This window comes from Kiritimatiellia bacterium (assembly GCA_028715905.1).
In the GTDB taxonomy this organism is placed as follows: domain Bacteria; phylum Verrucomicrobiota; class Kiritimatiellia; order JAAZAB01; family JAAZAB01; genus JAQUQV01.
On the sequence record JAQUQV010000012.1, the window covers coordinates 1 to 17,351 of the forward strand.

Here is a 17,351-nt window from a genome sequence, read left to right on the forward strand (position 1 = left end):
CCGGGCTTGCTTGATTTCATCGCGATCAAGCGGGCGATCGGGTGCCCCGATAATTCAACGATTCTTGAATTCATCGTCGGGCTTTCATCGGAAAAGGAACAGAAAAAAGCGCGTGCCGTGCTTGCCGCGCACGAAAGAAAAGCCGCCGAAATGGCGGAACCGAACGAGGCCGCCGAAGAAACATTGCTTTACCTCAAACGCCGTAAACTGAAACTGGGCATTCTGACCCGCAACAGCCTTGACTCGGTCAAAACCGCCCTGAAAAGTTTCCGCCGCGTGCGGCTTGAGGATTTTTCCGTTGTCATCACCCGCGAGCACGATTTGAAGCTGAAACCGCACCCGGACGGAGTGCTTGCCGCCGGCCGCATGTTCGGCGCCGCGCCGGATGAAATGATGATGGTCGGCGATTATATTTATGACATTCAGGCCGGCCGGAAGGCCGGGGCCCTGACCGTTTTCCTGGAAAGCGCCCATACCGCCAAATGGCCGGAACCGCCCGCCGATTTCACGGTCCGGCGGCTGGATGAATTGCGGGGGATTTTCTTTGATAGGCACAAAGGGACAAAAGCAGAAGGCACAAAGTGATAAAAAGGGACGAAATATTATTGGCGGTCAACGGATTGAAGGTTTATTTCCGCACGCGCCATGAGCCGATTCGCGCCGTGGATGGCGTCAGTTTCAATGTAACCGACGGCGAAACCGCGGCGATCGTCGGCGAAAGCGGCAGCGGTAAAACCATAACCGCGCTGGCGCTGGCGCGCCTGCTTCCCGCGCCGGGTTATTTTGCCGGGGGGGAAATATTTTTTGCCGGCCGAAACATCGGCCGCCTGGATCAGGCCGGACTGCGGAAACTGCGCGGAGCCGAGATGTCATACGTTTTTCAGGATCCTTCCAGTTCTTTGAACCCGGTCTTTACCGTCGGTTACCAGATTGCCGAGGCCCTGCGTTTGCACCGGCGCGGTTTGGATGTCCGCGAGGAGGCGCAACGCCTGCTGGATATGGTCGGCATTGCCGACGCGCGCCATCGCCTGCGTTCCTATCCGCATGAATTGAGCGGCGGCATGCAGCAGCGTGTCATGATTGCCATGGCGTTGGCCTGCCGCCCGAAACTGCTCGTGGCCGACGAGCCCACCACCGCGCTGGATGTTACAGTCCAGGCGCAGATTCTTGACCTGCTGGCGCGCCTGCAGAAAGAGCTGGGCATGGCGGTTCTGCTGATCACCCATAACCTCGGCATTGTCGCCGGACTGGCGCGGCGCGTGAACGTCATGTATGCCGGCCGTATTATTGAACGGGGGCTGACGGCAGAGCTGTTGCGGGAACCCAAACATCCCTACACGCGCGGCTTGCTTTCGGCGGTGCCGCGCCTGCGCGCCGCCGTGAAACGGATGCCGGGCATTCCCGGAACGGTGCCCGACCCGTCCGCGCTTCCCACGGGCTGCAAATTTCATCCCCGTTGTCCGCTGGCCGGGGAAATCTGCCGGCAAAACGAGCCGGAGGAGGAAAATGTTTCGGAAACACACGCCGTAAAATGTCATTACTGGAAATAAATAATCTGTCGGTGGAATTTTCCCTTGGCCGCGGCCGGAAGCTCCGGGCGCTGGACAATGTTTCGCTGGCAGTGAAAAAGGGCGAGAGCGTCGGGCTGGTCGGCGAGAGCGGCTGCGGGAAGAGCACGCTGGCCGCGGCCGTCCTGCGCCTCGTGCCGGCCGCGGGCGGGGCGGTCTGGTATGGCGGCGCAGACGCGCTGAAATTGTGCGGCCGGGAGCTTTTCGCCTATCGCCGCAAGATGCAGATGGTTTTTCAGGATCCGTACGGGTCGCTCAATCCTCGTCTTTCGGTCGGCGCGGCTTTGGCGGAATGCCTGGCCGTGCACGGCATCTGCCCGCCCGCGGAGCGGCGGGAGCGGGTGGGGGAGCTTCTGCGGACGGTGGGTTTACAGGGCAAACACGCCGCCCGTTACCCGCATGAATTCAGCGGCGGCCAGCGCCAGCGCATCGGCATTGCCCGGGCGCTGGCCGTCAATCCCGAATTCATCATCGCCGACGAGCCGGTTTCGGCGCTGGATGTCTCCATCCAGGCCCAGATCCTGAACCTGCTGAAGGATCTGCGGGAAGAAAAAAAATTCTCGTTTCTTTTTATCGCCCATGATCTCGCCGTGGTGCGCTACATGTGCGCGCGCGTTTACGTGATGTACCGCGGCCGGATAATGGAAGCGGGCGTGACGGAGGAAGTCTATGCCCGTCCCGCCCATCCTTATACGCGCGCCCTGCTTGAGGCGGTTCCCGATATAGACCGTGCCCTGGCCGGGTCCGGACAGGGTTCCGGACGGCCGGCGCCTGAAGGGGAAATGCCGCCGTTGTCAACGCGCTCCGGCGGCTGTCCTTTTTGCCCGCGCTGTCCGCTGGCTGGCCGGATTTGCACGGAAAAACCGCCGGAGATGAAAAAATCCGGTAAAAGCCACTTCAGCCGCTGTCATTTTGCGGGGTAACATTGCCAACTTCCCATATCAGAAAAAGATTGCATATACACATTAGATTGTGTCATTCTATGTGTGGAGGTGATTGATCAATATGGCAACGAATTTACAACTTGATAACCGGTTAATTCGGCAGGCGGTAAAACTTGGCGGTCACAGGACGAAAAAGGCGGCCGTAAATCAAGCATTAACAAACTATATCCATCATCTGCGACAGGGAAAAATTCTTGCTCTGTTTGGCGGAGTGGATATTGACCCTGGCTATGACTATAAACGGCAAAGGGCAAGGGGATGAGAGTCCTGGTTGATACAAGCATCTGGTCGCTTGCTTTGCGCCGCACGGAACAGCACCGGTGTCCTGAGGCGCAGGAACTCCGCCAGCTTATTACGGAGCATCTGGTTGAGATCATGGGCCCCATCCGGCAGGAAATTCTTTCCGGAGTCAGGGAGCAATCCCAGTTTGAACGTCTTGAATCGCATCTCGCGGCTTTCCCGGATGTAAGTATTCAGACCGAAGACTACATAACCGCGGCCAAATGCTTTAACCTGTGCCGGTCAAAAGGCATCCAAGGCTCAAATACGGATTTCCTGATTTGTTCTGTGACTGTAAGACGTGATTTTTCCATTTTCACGACCGATCAGGACTTTTCTCTTTTTGCCAGGTGTCTCCCGATAGTTCTGCATTCAGTCAGGAAGGAAGTTGGGCAACAGCGCGCCGTTTGGAAAGCAGGCCGGCTGGCTGAAAAGAAGCCCCGGAGATGAAAAAAGTGGCCGACGGCCACTTCAGCCGCTGTCATTTTGCCGGCGATTATTGCCCAAAATTTGCTTTCTATAAACGGATGGCTTGCATCCGTAATGGCGCAAAAACGCGTGATGAAAGTGGCTGTGATCCACAAAACCCCAATCCGCGGCGATTTTCTTGATGGGATCCGGCGTGGCCAGCAGTTGATTGCGCGCGCCGTCCATGCGGTTGCTCATGACAAAATCGCCAAAATTCAAGCCCATGACTTCACGAAACGCCTCACAGAAAGAATCGTAAGCCATGCCGCAGGCTTTGGCCGCCTCAGCCGCCGTGATAAACCGGCGTTGATGAAACACTAACTCAACGACGCGATTGATCCGGTCATAAAGCGTGGAAGGGCGCGGATTGCCTGATGGCGGCCGCCACTTCTCTGTCAGCATCAGCAGTGTCTCCATGAGGCAGACGCGCAGTTTCAATCTTGCGCGTTCCCTGATTTCCGGATTTTTCGCGGCGTCCTGCGCGTTTTGCGCTTTAACCGCCGCCGCCATGCGTTTCCCGAGGGCAATCACCGGCCGCCGAAGGAAATCATGGATGCGCGGCCGGTCTTTAATGTTGGCGATGAACGGCGCCAGCCAGTCAAAATGCGGCGCTTCCGGACAGGCCATTTCCATCAGCGCGGCCGGCCGGATGACGAAAACCGCCACTTCGCACGGCGTCTCAAGGATGGCCCAGCCATGCGGTTCCCAGACCCCGCACAGCCATATTTGGCCCGGTTTCAGAATTTCTTTCCGCTGCCGGCAACGCCGTTCCATCCGGCCGCGCAAAACAATGCCCAGTTCCAGCGCGAAATGCATGTCGTAAATAAGGCGTTTCTGGGGATGCAGATATTTTGTGCAAAAGGCGATAATGGGCTCATCCGGGGTAACCGGCACGTTCATCCGGTTGATATGCAACGGCTGAACAGTTTGTTTCATGGTTGCCGCTCTGCCATTCTTCTTGTTCTATACAATTTTTTACGGCAGATAATACACGCTGGACGGCTTGAATTGCAAGATTCTTCTGGTACAGTTCTGATCAGAAAAAGATAAATTCAAAGCATAGGAATTTCAATCTTGCCGCAAAAAAGCGCGCAATCAAGGTAGGAGCCGAACCCCTGTTCGGCGATGTATCGGAATCGCCGCATAGGGATGCGGCTCCTTCCATCGATCAAATGCAATTGCCGCCTTTGGCGGCCTATTTCATGATTTGGTAAAAAGCCTTTCAGTTAAGGAGGAGGGAAAAATGGCAAAAAAAACACTGCTGGTTTTCGGCGCGCACATGGATGATTGCGAGATCGGCGCCGGCGGATTGATTTGCAAGGCGCTGGCAAAGGGGCATCAGGTGGTTCTCGTGGTTTTCTGCAGTGATTACTCCACCTGGTGTTCCACCAAAGGCCGGGAAGATGAGGTCAAATCCAGGGTAATGGATAAGGCCAAGGCCATGGGAGTGGAAAAACATCTGCTTGGTTATGGATATCAATCAATCCCGAACACGCTGGATACAATCCGGCGAGTGGCGCGGATCGCCGTGGACGTCAAACCGGACGTGGTTCTTTTTCATAGCAGGCGGGAACGCGAGCCGGGGCCGGCGGATCATGCGGTCGTGGGAGAAATCGTTCAGTATGCCATTGGAACAGCCGCGACGGTTTTGGGCGGTATTCGCACGTCTTACGCCGGGGAGATGTATGCGTATGAGGTTTATCCGCGCTCGCCTTTTAATCCTGACACATATATTGATATCGGCGACGTTATCCGGCCGACGGTTGAAAATATTGATTATTTTGGACGCGAAATTTACGGAGGACATAGCGCCGAAATGCGGAGCCGCATATGCCTGGGCGATCAGGAAGAGGAAGTAAAACTCTGGCATTACGGCGAAGTCAAGCTGGCGCTTTCCGTCTACCGGGGTACGCAATGTGGTTGTAGATTTGCGGAAGCATATGAATCGGTCTATGTGTCCAAATTAGTCGGCAAGAAGAGTCAATTGGAGGAAATGATCTGTTCATGAAATCATTGAAAATAGCTTGTTTGGGCGGTGGCAGTCTTTATTTTCTGCGGGTATTGGGCGACCTGGCGTGGAGGAAAGACCTTTCCGGCTCGGAAATTGTTCTTTATGATCTTGACGAGGAAAAGGCCGTGCGTATGGCAAAAAAAGGACAGGATTACGTCCGCCCGGCCGGCGCAACCCTGACCATCCGGGCCGTGTCAAGCCTTGGGAAAGCGCTGGATTCTGCGGATTTTGTGGTTACCTCAATCGGCGGGAGCGGCGCTGAAATCACCACGGAGGTGTATTGCTCAACCTATCATGAGGCCGATATTTCAATTCCGCGGAAATACGGGATCAATCAAATCGTGGGCGACACCTGCGGTCCGGCCGGCATGATGATGGCTTTTCGCTCAATACCCGCCTATCTGGTGATTTGCCGGGAGATGGAAAAGCGCTGTCCCCGCGCAATTCTGATCAACCATTCCAATCCCATGGCGGTCTTGTGCCGTGCAATGCGGAAATATACCCGAATAACCATCATCGGATTGTGTCATGGCGTGCAGGCCGGGATTGGGCATGCGGCGAAAATTCTTGGGATACCGGCGCGGGAATTGGAATGTGTCTGGATCGGGACCAACCATTACTACTGGTTCACCCAAATCAGGCACAATGGAAAAGACGTGTATCCTGAACTGATGAAACGGATTGCGGTCCAACCTCCGGAAAAGGGAGGCGTATTGAGCGCGCAATTATCCGGAATTTACGGCTATCAGATCGTTTATCCCGAAGATGACCATGTCATTGAGTTTTATCCTTTCCTGGCCCATGTTCCGCGCGGCAGGGATGATTTGCCGGAAGGTCTCGCCGAGAGTGACCGGAAATTCAATGGGGAAGCGGGCGCAATCCGCGACGTGGAAGCATCAGCGACAAATGTTCGTGCGGAGTTTATGAAAAAATATCAGGCCGCTTTGGATAAAATTCCATTGCCAAAACAATCATCCGATTCAATTGCCGGGGAAGGCTTGGCGGGCATGATCAGCGCCATTGCCCATGGAAGACGTGAAGTCTGCATCGCAAACATTGCCAACCAGGGCGCTGTTTCCAATCTGCCGTTCAGCGCCGAAATTGAAACGGAAGCGGTAACGGATTCATACGGCGTGCGCCCCATCCACGTCGGCGAGGCGCCGCTGGTGTTGAAAGGCATATTGGAAAAGCGGTTTGTGTGGCAGGAATTGGTGGCCGATGCCGCCGTCAAGGGCGACCGCCAAATTGCGTTACAGGCGTTAATGTCGGATGAAATGGCCATCTGGCCCGATAAGGCCGGGAAAATGCTGGATGAATTGTTGAAAGCTTCCAGGGATTTGCTGCCGCAGTTTTATAAGGGTGTGAAGCGTTCCTCGTGACGCGTAAAGCGCAAGAATCTGATACGATACGCTGCCGGGGCCGCATAAAAACAGGAGGAAAACAGAAAAAGCCATGATCCGGACAATTATTGCGAATATTATTGTGTCGTTGATAGGAATTCCGGCGGCGGTTGTCGCGGTTGAAAAAAACGCCATGAAAACGAATATTCTCACATCATCCAGCATTTCGCCGGCGCGGCAGTTTGTTTCTGCCGCAGATTTTGGGGTCCGGCAGCAGGATAACCTCGTTATCCTGGCATCCGGCGGCCAGCAGTTTGACGCTGACAGCAAATCGGAAATTCCGGGATGGCTCCATATTGCCCCGGCCGCCGAAAAACCGGAGAACACCCTGAACTCCAACCTGCAGGATTTCAGCTACAAGAAATGGACTCATTTTGATGCCAAAAATATCAAAAAAATGCAGGTGGTCAAAGATGCCGCGGACGAAAAAACGGTATATCTGAAAATTAAAAACGGACGGTGGTATCATGAAAAAGAGGATGTCGTGGTCTATTGCCTGGAAGTCAATCTGACCGTCAGGAAAGACATTCCCTGTCTTTTTGTTTACCAGCGGATTGTCAATCCGGCGGAGCCGCCGCAGAAACTCTGCTATGGAAATTATATCAGCGATATCTTGTGCTACGCCGGTCCGGACAGCGCCGTCCAATCGGTTGATCAGACGGAAAAGAAATGGCATACCCTTTTCAAGGGAAACTGGATCTGGATAAAGCTCGCCGCCGGCAATCCGGCGGAAGAAAAGAAAGGCCTGGGGATCATCTCTTTTGCGCCCACCAGGTTTTGCCTCAGCGGTCCCAACCGTCTTTTCTGGGGATATGAAACAAAAAATGTAAAAAAATACGATGCCTTGGAATACAAAATGGCGGTGTTTTCCGCCCAAACGCCGGAGGAAGTTAAGGCGTTATACGAAAAAATCAAGGACGTTCATTTTGCCCCTTTTCTTTCGGCCAAATGAGAGTGTTATCAGCGAAAGGAAAATATCGAGACAAACAGGAGGTTCATTATGCGTTCCTTATTTCAATGTTCGGTGCTCTGTATTATTTTGACAACTCCAATTGCAGGGCCGGGAGAAGATATAAAGAACGCCCCAGAGGATTCCATGGCAACCACTAATTGCCTGGTTCGCCATGAACGATTTGACCGTTATCTGGGACGGCAATTTCCAGTCGGTTTTTATATTTACCCGTACCACTTCAAGCAATCTACAGACCCAACGGTTCGTGATTTGGATGAAGCAATCAATCGCATCGCTGATTTGGGGTTTAACTATTTGTATATTGGCTTACCGGACGACCATGATTGGGATAACCTGCTTGAGCTTTGCACGACTCGTCATATCGCGATGGTTCCACAACTTAATTTCGCCTACTTTCGCCCCGATTCCCAGATTAACTCTCTGCTTGAACGCGCCATGCCTTTCATCAGAAAATACAAGGATCATCCCGCCGTCATTGCATTCAGCGTAAAGGAGGAACCCAACGAGAAGATGTTCCCGTTGCTTACGCAGTATTATCAAGGCATATTAAAAGAAGTTCCTGACGCGCCGTTGCATCTCACATATGTTAATCATTTTCTGAAAACACCGCCCTATCCGCAAATTGCCGGGGCGGATCGCTACGGCTTTTGGTGGGAATGCGGCGCAGGGGGAAACAATCGGGCAACTCCGGCTTCCGCCTTAAAATGGTATCATACCCAGTTGGATTTTTATTATCAACATGCAGTTCAACAAAACGCCGAATTCCAGGCGATATTCAACCCCAGTCCTCTTGAGATGTTTACTTCTGAAGAAAAGCTTCGTTCGCAGTTCTATCCCGAAACAATCACGGATAGCCGCCGCCAAGAGTTGACTGAAATGGTGATCCGATTGGCGGAGAAAAAGAATCAGGGGTGGAACAGGGAGGAACCGGATCTGTTTCGATTCTGGAAATATTACACGCCGCCGGCAAATTGTGTGCGCGCCATGAGCTGGCTCTCCGTGATGGAAGGCGCAAAATCGGTTGCCGTATGGTATTGGGGGCCTGGAGTTGAAGAAATAAACCGTAAAAAACGCATTGAAAGGAAGGATAGCCTTGTGTCTATTACAGGTTGGGATGGCAAGGGATCTCCCCAACTGGACGAATATGCGGAGTTTGCTTCTGAAATCCAACGATATGGCAAGCTGATCCGTTCCATGATGAAGGAGATTGCCCCTCTTGTTGGCAATTCGCTTGGGCACGAGATTGTCCGGATGGAAGAACCTGTCAGCCCGCCGTTCAAGATCAGGAATCCTGACGCTGTCTGGCGGTCTTTCCGCATACCCGGCTACCAGGGACGAGTGATTATGATTGTGAACACCTCGGTGGGAAAATGGTGTAAAGGGCGTTCGCCATTTATGCTGTCTGAACATGACCGGTTCAGAATTGATGATAATGGCAACCTCGTGGATTATAAACCTTTCGTGCGCGAACAATATTTGGAATGCGCCTTGTTAATGAGGGATATGAAATGTGTTGACTTGGCAACCGGTGATTTCATCGCCATGGATGAAAATGACATGTTCTCCATATCTGTCCGCCCGGGTGGCGGACAGTTCCTGTTTATTTGTCCGAAAAGCTCCAGTGAAGATCAAAAAATAAAGCGTCAGTTTGGTTTTTGACGCATATTGCCGGAGGACATAACGCATAACGAGGTATGGGAAAAAATCATGAAAACAGAAATGCTGTCCAAAAAACAAATAGATAAAATCAATTTGTCCTCCCTGGCCATTTTGGAAAGAGTCGGCGTGGAAGTGCCGCATGACGAAATACTGCAAAGGTTTGCGGATTCCGGCGCAAAAGTTGATTGGGAAAAGAAACGCGTCCGTATTCCGCCGGAATTCGTCAGCAGTATGTTGAATACGGCCGGGAAAAGTTTTACGTTATACGGTCGCGATCCAGGCAAAACTGCCCGCTTCGGCCAGGGGAAACGGAATTACAACAGCATTGCCGGGGAAGCATCATGGCTGGATACGGTCGGCGGACAGCGGCGTTATGCGACTTTGCAGGATGTGGCAACGGCAGCCAGATTGGGCGACGCGCTGGACGAATTGACGATTGTCGGCGCCATGGCGGACCCGCACGAGATACCATCGGCATATCGCTGCGTGGAAGTCGCGGCAACCATGATCAAGAACACCACTAAGCCAATTACCTTCTGGTTCCATGATCGGGCTTCCGCAAAGTATATTATTGAAATGCTGATTGCCTTGCGGGGTGATGAAAAACGGGCGGCGGAAAAACCGCTGTGTTATCCGTTCCTGGAGCCGATCAGTCCCCTGCGCTTTCCATTTGACGGGATTGACCTGTTGTTTGAAACCGCCCGCTTGAACCTGCCCGTGCCCATCGGCCCCATGGCGCAGATGGGGGTTTCCGCCCCGGCCACGCTGGCCGGGACCATGGCCTTGGAAAATGCGGAAATCCTGGCGGGAATCTGCATCACCCAGTTGGTCCGGCCGGGCATGCCGGTCTGTTACGGCGGCATTTGCCATGCGTTTGACATGGGCACAACCCAGATGATCTTCGGCGGGCCGGAACAGGCGATTTTTGGCGCGGCCATGACCCAGATGGGCAAATTTTACGGCCTGCCGGTTTATATCAACGTCGGTTTGACGGATTCCAAACGTCCCGATGGACAGGCCGGTCTGGAGGCCGGCATCACTTTGGCGATGGGGGCGGCGGCCGGCGCGGATATTTTCGGGCACATGGGCATTTGTGGCGTGGATCAGGCAACTTCTCTTGACATGCTGGTTTTCCAGTGCCAGGTCATTGCATACGCGGAAAGCATGATGCGGGAAGTTGATTTCACGGATGATGCCGTCGGCTTGAAGGAAATTGAGGCAGTCGGCCCGGGTGGGACATTTATTGACCGCGACCATACGGCGGAACATTTCCGCAGGGAGTTGCATTTCCCGCGCCTGCTGGACCGGCAATATTACCAGGCCTGGATGGATTCCGGCGCAAAGACGATGGAGCAAAGATGTGCTGAATTCAAGGCTAAAACGCTTGCCGGATATGAGTCTTTGCCGCTGAACGGCAAGGTCGCAAATGAATTGGATGATATCGTGCGTAACGCGCGGACGCAATTGGCAATATGATAAAATCAGAATGCTCTTAAATTTAATATTTAAGGGCTGTCCCCGATCTGTTGTTAAGACGCTTGAAAAAACAGTTGCCATTGAACCTGGTTAAAGACTATACTGCCATTATGAAATACATGATCGTAATACATGAGGATATTAACGGCGGATACTGGGCTGAAGCCCCGGAGCTTCCCGGCTGCGTATCGCAGGGCGAAACGCTTGATGAACTCAAGGCCAACATGCGCGAGGCCATTGAAGGCTACCTGGAAGTCATGCAGGATGAAGGCAGAAAGCCTGAAGCCAGCGTGAAACTTGACGAGGTGCTGGTGTGAACCGGGTCTATTCCGGAAAGGACATGTGCCGGTTGCTTGAACATCAGGGGTGGTCCTTGCGCCGGATAAAAGGCAGTCATCATATCTACTCGAAACCCGGCGAACGCTGGATAATAACCGTGCCGGTGCACGGTAATCAAAGCCTGAAACCGGGACTGTGCCGCGCAATATTGAAAATGGCCGGGATCGAAGAACTAAAGCCGTGTTCTTCAGTTAACCGAAAGATAAACCAGAGGTGAGAATGCTTCATTTCATCAAGCGTGTTTTGGTTTTGTACGTTGCCTTGCTCTGGTCCGGTGTTTTTGTCCTGCAGGCCGCGGATCGCTACGTGGTTGAGCCGGGGACGATCGCCGTCGGCCACGGCGGGGTTTATACCGATTGGTCAATCGCCGCCACGCAGATTCAATGGGCGGTGGATGTGGCCGATACTGCTAACGATACGGTCTGGGTCTCCAATGGAGTGTATGTGCTCACCAATCAGATAGAAATTACCAACACCTTTGTCATTAACCTGCGAAGCCCCAACGGGCCGGATGTAACAATTGTCAACGGCGGATATATGCCCGGAACACCGGAAGCGACCACCAATAACCGTTGTCTTTTCGTGACCAATGCGCCGTCGTTTGTCCACGGTTTCACCTTTTCCAACGGCGCCTCCCTGGGTTATGGCGGAGGAGTGCAGTTGCGTTCCGGAATTGTGAGCAATTGTATTGTGTGTAATAATAAAGTCTTTGTGCCGTCCGGCGTGAGCGAAGCGGGGGGCGGTGGCATTTATTTGCGGGATGGCGGCACGGTTACGGCCTGCCGGGTGAACGGCAATACGGTAACTAATCTTTCAACCGGGGTCGCCGGCGCCGGCGGTGGAATTTATGCCAAGGGAGGGGGATGTTTTATATCCGATTGTATTGTCAGTAATAATAGAATTTTTACCCAAGGTGAATCATTTGGCGGCGGTGTGTTTGTTTATTCTTGTAAAATGATTTCATACAATACCAGGCGTGTAACTTACGGGGCTCTTTATATGCGGCCTAATGCCGTAACCTATGCCGTCTGTGTGGATAATACTCTTCCTGCATTATTTATTCCAACGGAGCGGGGGGAACGGACGACGTGTTTGACGCTTCCGGAGTCAATGCCGACAATCTCCAATATTCGTGCGTCGGGACCAACCCCGGCTTTACCGGGGCGGGGATCATTGTGACTGATCCGCGTTTCAAGAATTTTGATGCCGGGGATTACCGGTTGGCGGCCGGTTCACCCTGCGTGAACGCGGGCGACAACCGGGACTGGATGACGAACGCGGTTGACCTGGACGGCCGTACGCGCATCCGCTACGGCCGGGTGGACATGGGCGCCTATGAGCGCATTCACGCCGGCACGTGCTACGGCGTCCGCTGAACCGGGCGAACTTACTTCATGTCCACCCCGGCAACGCCAGGTATGTGATCCCAGCCCGGATGGCTTTGCGCCGCAGAGGTTTTCGCTGGAACTGGCCGGGTGTATGACATGGTAAACCGCCCTTATTCAGGAATTAACGTTGATGGCTGCAATTTTTCTTTTGATGATGATGTCCAGTCCATAGGCTGCCAGAATTCCAAGGGCTATCTGGAAAACATGCAGGAACTTGTTCGGGTTGCGGATGGAGTTTACCAGCGGCAATTGGTAGAAAAGATAGTAAAGCGGAAAATATTTGCCGAAGGACAGCAGAAGCGCAACCGCGGCCGCACCGGCCCAGAAAATAATCTCCGCACGGTTTCCGTCTGAAGGGTTCAATATTGAATGGGCATTTGCTTGTTGCCGGACCAGCGCGGCAGCGATTGCGAAAAGCGCCAGGAAAACCGGGATGGCGCCGAGGTAATGATTTTCCAGCTTGAAATTCATGAACCCCTGCCCGGTTCTTTCCCAGCCGGCGGAACGCCCCATCCGCCCCCAATAGGGGCCTTCCGGCTCGCCTGAGCGCCAGCCCGTGTAACCCGGCGCGATGAAATCAACGCATTCCTCCGGCGGCCAGCTCCATTGCGTGGCAAACTCCCATTGCTGCGCCGGCGATTCGCGCTCGTCCGGCGTTGTCTGGGCTTCTGATTTTTTAGCGCCGCCGACATTGGCGGCGTAGACCGACAGGGCGTTCGGTCCGCCGATCATCAGGGCACAGAGCGCCATGGGCGCGAAAATTCTGAGAAAGAGCGGCAGATTGAATTTCTCAAAACGGTAAAACTCATAAAGCGCGAAGGCGGCCAGAAAGATGCCAATGAACAAGGCCACGTCCTGCTGTTCCAGCATCATGAATCCAATCGTTCCCCCGGTAACGAACGACCATAAAAAACTGCGCTGTTGAATGGCGCGGTCAAGGCTCCAGAGCGAAACCATGGCCAGGAACATGGTGGCGTATTTTAAAATATGGCCGGCGTAAATGAGGGTAAAATTTGAGCCCAGCCAGAAGGCGGTCAGAGCCGCCAAAATCTGCGCCGGCAGGCCGAGTTTTCGTTCACGGAGGAACATTGCCAGAAACAGGGAAGCGCCGGCCAGGTTAACGGCTTGAAACCAGTTTTTGAAGGCAATTGCCGGAAGGATGTAAAAACAAAAATTGGTCCATGTAAACAGGTTTCTTCCGCCGCCGAAACCGAAGAGCGGCGTATCGTACCAGCGGCCGGCGAAAAAATTCAGCAGGGATTTGTTTCGGGAAACGTCGCCGAGGTTGTCGTCCGTGGAAAAAAGGACATTCCCCGGCCCGAGCAGGGGATGGAAGACCAGCAGGACAAGAAAAGCAATAATTAGAATTACAATGCCTATCGTATGTTTTTTAAGACTGTTCATTGCATATTGGTTTTTCTAATGTTTTTAGCGGAACTTTCAAAATATCCAAATATTTTGCTATCATGTTATCCCAGGAAAAATCTCTTCTAATCCTGTCCAGTCCTGTCTCAATCTGCTTTTTTTTATCGCTGTTCATTTCAAGAAAATTACGCATACATTGCGCAAGCTTTTTGACGTTTGCATTATGATATTGAAATCCAACGTCATAATGCGCGAACAAATCGTTAAAAAACGGAGAATAGGTGGTGATAACCGGTCGGTTATATTGGCATGCCAGAAAAAAAACGCTCGAACCTCCAATATCATTTGTTCCCGGCACATAAGGTAGAACTACGACATCGGATGCGCAAAAGTAATATTTAACATCTTCATGTGGAACGAATTGATTAAAAAATAAAACGGAATTATAATTATATTTTTTCGCAATGATTTGCGGATTATTATCAACAACTGGGCCGGCAAAAAGCAAACATGGCGAAGGAAATATTTGACGGGCGGCATTAAACGCTGTGTCGTAATCCTTTGACAGACGGTGTGCGCCAAAAAAAAGGAAAATGACTTGGTCTTCTTTGATGTTAAGACATCGTCGGCAGGCCTTTTTTTCTGGCAAAACGTCCTGTACGGTTATTGCCTCCGGAATATGAACGGCAGATTTTCCCAAGCCGTTTACGCTGTCGTTTTCCTGTGTGTGCTTGTTTTCAAAAATGAAATAAATCCGGTTTGTTTTTAAGGCCTGAAAGGTAAGCCATCGCTGCATCAAGCTTAAAATTTTTTGCTTTAAGCCTGAATTGGGAAGAAAATAAGAAGTGCAGCATTGATGTAAAACAACAGTATGACGCAACAAGGCAAATAGAATGCTGATTGGACTGAATCCATCGCTAAAATAAACTCCGGAGTATTTTCTGTGCTTTAACATAAAAAAAGCGCGGATTGAACAGACAAACGACGAAAGTGCCAAGTCCCAGAAATGTTCAAAAGATTGCAGTGATTTATACTGTTGTTTGGTGGTTGCCGGATTGATCGCGCGGAACCAGAAGGGGGTTTTTTTAAAGACGCATGTGGTATGCGGCATATATATCGGATCAGTTTTCATGTTTTCAGCGGTAAGCATGACAATATGGTATAAAACGCCCTTTTTAGTCAGAGCATTGGCTATATCTTTTGTGCTGTTCCAAAAATGACCTTTGAAGTGAGCGCGTGGGCAGATGATTAAGATGGACAGATCATCAGGTTGCATTTTTTTACTGCCTGGTGCGTCATGCAAGTTTGGGTGATTCCTGTAATGATGGACTATTACGTTGCTTAAACTTGAATGGATTGACGGGCATTAAGGTACCATTCTATAGTCTGTCTTAACCCTTTTTGCAGCGGTGTGTGTTGAAAGGATGGCATCAGGCTGAATAATTTTTCAATTATCAGCACTTTTGATCTGGCGCCAACATAGCGCGAGGGATCGTATCGGATGAGTTCCTGGTCATAGCCGACAATTTCGCAAATAAAGGATGCAAATTCGCGGATCGTATATTCTTTGCCGCCGCCGATGTTGACCAGTTCATTCTGTACATGGCCGGAAAGATAAAACATGGCGTCAAGGAAATCATCCATGTAAATCAATTCTCTTTTCTGGTAACCGTCGCCCCAAAGAACAACTTCAGTCCCATTTTGTTTGGCGTCAACAATTTTGCGTATAATGTCAAAAATAAAATGCATTTGCCGGCCGGCAAGGTGATAGCCGGAACCGTAAAGAGTGGAAGGCACCAAGCATAGATAATTCAGGCCGTACTGACGGTTTAGCGCCATCAAGCCGGCGTAAAGCATTCGTTTGGTCATGGCATAAGTGAAGAGGCTGTCAATCGGTTCGCTTTTCATAAAATTTTCTTCGTGCAAGTCCGCTTCGGGAGCATAACAGCAGCTGCTGCCCATGGCAATCAGCTTGGCCTGCGGTTGGCGTTCCAGCCACCAGGACAACACGTGCGTATTAATCTGTTGATTAATAACCCATTGGTCGCCGGAATGTTTGAGGCAGAAATCACCGGCCTGGGTCCAGGCCGCCAGATGATAAATGCGGTTGAATTTTTGTCCGTTAAACTGGTTGAGAGCGTTTGGATCGCGGAGGTCGCCGTTGCTGGTGCTTAAACGTGAAACCTCATGGTGCTCCCGCTCAAGACGCGCGCAAAGATGGGTTCCGAGATAGCCGCTCGCGCCGGTTACAAGCAGTTTCATGCCGTCTCCTTGGGATTGATGGGAAAATAAAACTCCACGCCCTGTTTGATCAGAGCGGCGTAACGGATTAAAATTTCCTGTTTGAAGTTCCAGGCCAGGACGAAATAAACATTTGGTTGGATTTTTACTTCGCTTTCAATAATAATCGGGATGTGCATGCCAGGAGAGATCAGTCCCGCCCGCATTGGATTGCGCTCAACCAGGCAGCGAATGCGGTCGGCGTCAATATTGCAGTAATTCAGCAGGGTATTGCCCTTGACCGGTGCGCCGAGTCCATAAACCGTTTTTCCGCTTTGAAGCATGCGCTCCAGATAAGCGCATATATTTTTGCGCAGTTGTGCGGCTCTCACGGCAAAAAGGCGATAGGTGTTCGGATTATTAGCCCCGGTGTGATCTTCGGCTTCACGCATTTTTCTAAGACGCACGGATGGTTTGGCCCTCGCGGCATGCGTAACAAACAGAATGACTGAACCGCCGTGCACTGGGGAAAAATAGGCGTCAAAGGAGGCCAGTCCATGACGGTTGAGGAGCGTTTCAATCGTTTTAAGATTATAATAGAGCAGGTGTTCGTGGTAAATCTGGTCAAAAGCGCAGTTTTCAACTATCTGCTTCATGTAGAGAAATTGTACAACAAATACGCCGTTGGGCTGAAGGGCAGTCCGGATGCCGGCCGTAACGGAATGTAAATCCTCCAGATGAAAAAAAATGCCGGATGCGTTAATAACTGTGAACCGACGGTTAAGCGCCTGCGCCAGTTCTTCGTTGAAAAAAGCGATTTCAGTTGGCACGTTGCGTTTTTGCGCCATTGCGGCCACGCGCGCGCAGGATTCCACACCTAGAATGTCGTAGCCAATTTTTTTGTACTCAAGCAATTGTGTGCCGTCATTTGACCCAATATCCAGGACGCTTTTGTCTGGGCGACTGGCAAAAAAGGTCTTATTCACATAGGCGGCTGTTTCAGCGAAATGACGGGTAAGGGTGGCGGTTGTGCCCGAAACGTACGTGTGATCTGAAAACATCACCTCTTTCGGTACGGTATAATCAAGTTGAGCTGTCTGACACTTTTCACAACAGACGAGGCGCAGGGGGTATTGTGGCTCGCGGCCGACTTCCTCCGGACGCAGGAAATGATTACCCCACGGCTGGATGCCGAGGTCCAGCACAAGCGACAGTTTGTTGTGATCGCATATCCGACAGATCATATAAAAAAAAATAAAAT

Annotated in this window: 18 protein-coding genes and 1 pseudogene; 14 read left to right on the forward strand and 5 right to left on the reverse strand. The window is 51.8% G+C overall.

Going from position 1 to position 17,351, the window contains the following annotated elements:
- The 5 genes and pseudogenes from PHP98_03960 to PHP98_03980 all read left to right on the forward strand — a co-directional run.
- The coding region (locus PHP98_03960) for an HAD-IA family hydrolase (GenBank protein MDD5482789.1) at window positions 1-585 on the forward strand (585 nt) is incomplete at its 5' end.
- Entirely contained in the window at window positions 582-1,550 is a 969-nt protein-coding gene (locus tag PHP98_03965) for an ABC transporter ATP-binding protein (GenBank protein MDD5482790.1), read from the forward strand. The genes PHP98_03960 and PHP98_03965, both read left to right, overlap by 4 nt.
- Window positions 1,532-2,491 carry an ABC transporter ATP-binding protein gene (locus PHP98_03970; protein ID MDD5482791.1) on the forward strand — a complete coding sequence of 320 codons (960 nt, stop codon included), beginning with the start codon at window positions 1,532-1,534 and terminating at the stop codon, window positions 2,489-2,491. Before PHP98_03965 ends, PHP98_03970 begins: the two co-directional genes overlap by 19 nt.
- A gap of 82 nt (window positions 2,492-2,573) precedes the next feature.
- A complete protein-coding gene (locus PHP98_03975; protein ID MDD5482792.1) occupies window positions 2,574-2,774 on the forward strand; it encodes a type II toxin-antitoxin system VapB family antitoxin in 201 nt (66 codons plus the stop codon).
- Window positions 2,771-3,160 (forward strand): annotated as a pseudogene (locus tag PHP98_03980) (PIN domain-containing protein). Before PHP98_03975 ends, PHP98_03980 begins: the two are co-directional and overlap by 4 nt.
- A gap of 102 nt (window positions 3,161-3,262) precedes the next feature.
- Here the strand turns inward: PHP98_03980 and PHP98_03985 are convergent.
- A complete protein-coding gene (locus PHP98_03985) occupies window positions 3,263-4,195 on the reverse strand; it encodes a helix-turn-helix transcriptional regulator (protein MDD5482793.1) in 933 nt (310 codons plus the stop codon).
- 307 nt (window positions 4,196-4,502) lie between these two features.
- On the opposite strand from PHP98_03985, the gene PHP98_03990 reads away from it, so the two are divergent.
- The 9 genes from PHP98_03990 (at window position 4,503) to PHP98_04030 (ending at window position 12,493) form a co-directional block, all read left to right on the forward strand.
- Window positions 4,503-5,267 carry a PIG-L family deacetylase gene (locus PHP98_03990; GenBank protein ID MDD5482794.1) on the forward strand — a complete coding sequence of 255 codons (765 nt, stop codon included), beginning with the start codon at window positions 4,503-4,505 and terminating at the stop codon, window positions 5,265-5,267.
- Window positions 5,264-6,649 (forward strand): hypothetical protein, encoded by a 1,386-nt coding sequence (locus PHP98_03995; protein ID MDD5482795.1) that lies wholly within the window; start codon window positions 5,264-5,266, stop codon window positions 6,647-6,649. Before PHP98_03990 ends, PHP98_03995 begins: the two co-directional genes overlap by 4 nt.
- A gap of 73 nt (window positions 6,650-6,722) precedes the next feature.
- Window positions 6,723-7,622: a hypothetical protein gene (locus tag PHP98_04000; GenBank protein MDD5482796.1), complete on the forward strand. Its 900-nt coding sequence runs from the start codon at window positions 6,723-6,725 to the stop codon at window positions 7,620-7,622.
- Between the two features lie 48 nt (window positions 7,623-7,670).
- Window positions 7,671-9,302, forward strand: a complete 1,632-nt coding sequence (locus PHP98_04005) for a hypothetical protein (protein ID MDD5482797.1) — start codon at window positions 7,671-7,673, stop codon at window positions 9,300-9,302.
- Window positions 9,303-9,308: 6 nt separating this feature from the next.
- Window positions 9,309-10,778, forward strand: coding sequence for a trimethylamine methyltransferase family protein (locus PHP98_04010; protein MDD5482798.1), 1,470 nt, complete (start codon window positions 9,309-9,311; stop codon window positions 10,776-10,778).
- Window positions 10,779-10,888: 110 nt separating this feature from the next.
- Window positions 10,889-11,095, forward strand: a complete 207-nt coding sequence (locus PHP98_04015; protein MDD5482799.1) for a type II toxin-antitoxin system HicB family antitoxin — start codon at window positions 10,889-10,891, stop codon at window positions 11,093-11,095.
- 23 nt (window positions 11,096-11,118) lie between these two features.
- Window positions 11,119-11,334 (forward strand): type II toxin-antitoxin system HicA family toxin, encoded by a 216-nt coding sequence (locus PHP98_04020; GenBank protein ID MDD5482800.1) that lies wholly within the window; start codon window positions 11,119-11,121, stop codon window positions 11,332-11,334.
- 2 nt (window positions 11,335-11,336) lie between these two features.
- Window positions 11,337-12,296, forward strand: coding sequence for a hypothetical protein (locus PHP98_04025; protein ID MDD5482801.1), 960 nt, complete (start codon window positions 11,337-11,339; stop codon window positions 12,294-12,296).
- Entirely contained in the window at window positions 12,293-12,493 is a 201-nt protein-coding gene (locus tag PHP98_04030) for a choice-of-anchor Q domain-containing protein (GenBank protein MDD5482802.1), read from the forward strand. Before PHP98_04025 ends, PHP98_04030 begins: the two co-directional genes overlap by 4 nt.
- Window positions 12,494-12,619: 126 nt before the next feature.
- On the opposite strand, the gene PHP98_04035 is transcribed toward PHP98_04030, so the two are convergent.
- From PHP98_04035 to PHP98_04050, 4 genes are all read right to left on the reverse strand, one after another.
- The gene (locus PHP98_04035) at window positions 12,620-13,909 is read right to left on the reverse strand and encodes a hypothetical protein (GenBank protein ID MDD5482803.1); all 1,290 of its coding nucleotides are present in this window, start codon (window positions 13,907-13,909) and stop codon (window positions 12,620-12,622) included.
- Window positions 13,896-15,146: a glycosyltransferase gene (locus PHP98_04040; protein ID MDD5482804.1), complete on the reverse strand. Its 1,251-nt coding sequence runs from the start codon at window positions 15,144-15,146 to the stop codon at window positions 13,896-13,898. The genes PHP98_04035 and PHP98_04040 overlap by 14 nt, the downstream gene beginning before the upstream one ends.
- A gap of 65 nt (window positions 15,147-15,211) precedes the next feature.
- Window positions 15,212-16,132 (reverse strand): NAD-dependent epimerase/dehydratase family protein, encoded by a 921-nt coding sequence (locus PHP98_04045; protein ID MDD5482805.1) that lies wholly within the window; start codon window positions 16,130-16,132, stop codon window positions 15,212-15,214.
- Window positions 16,129-17,334: a class I SAM-dependent methyltransferase gene (locus PHP98_04050; protein ID MDD5482806.1), complete on the reverse strand. Its 1,206-nt coding sequence runs from the start codon at window positions 17,332-17,334 to the stop codon at window positions 16,129-16,131. The genes PHP98_04045 and PHP98_04050 overlap by 4 nt, the downstream gene beginning before the upstream one ends.
- Window positions 17,335-17,351: the final 17 nt, after the last annotated feature.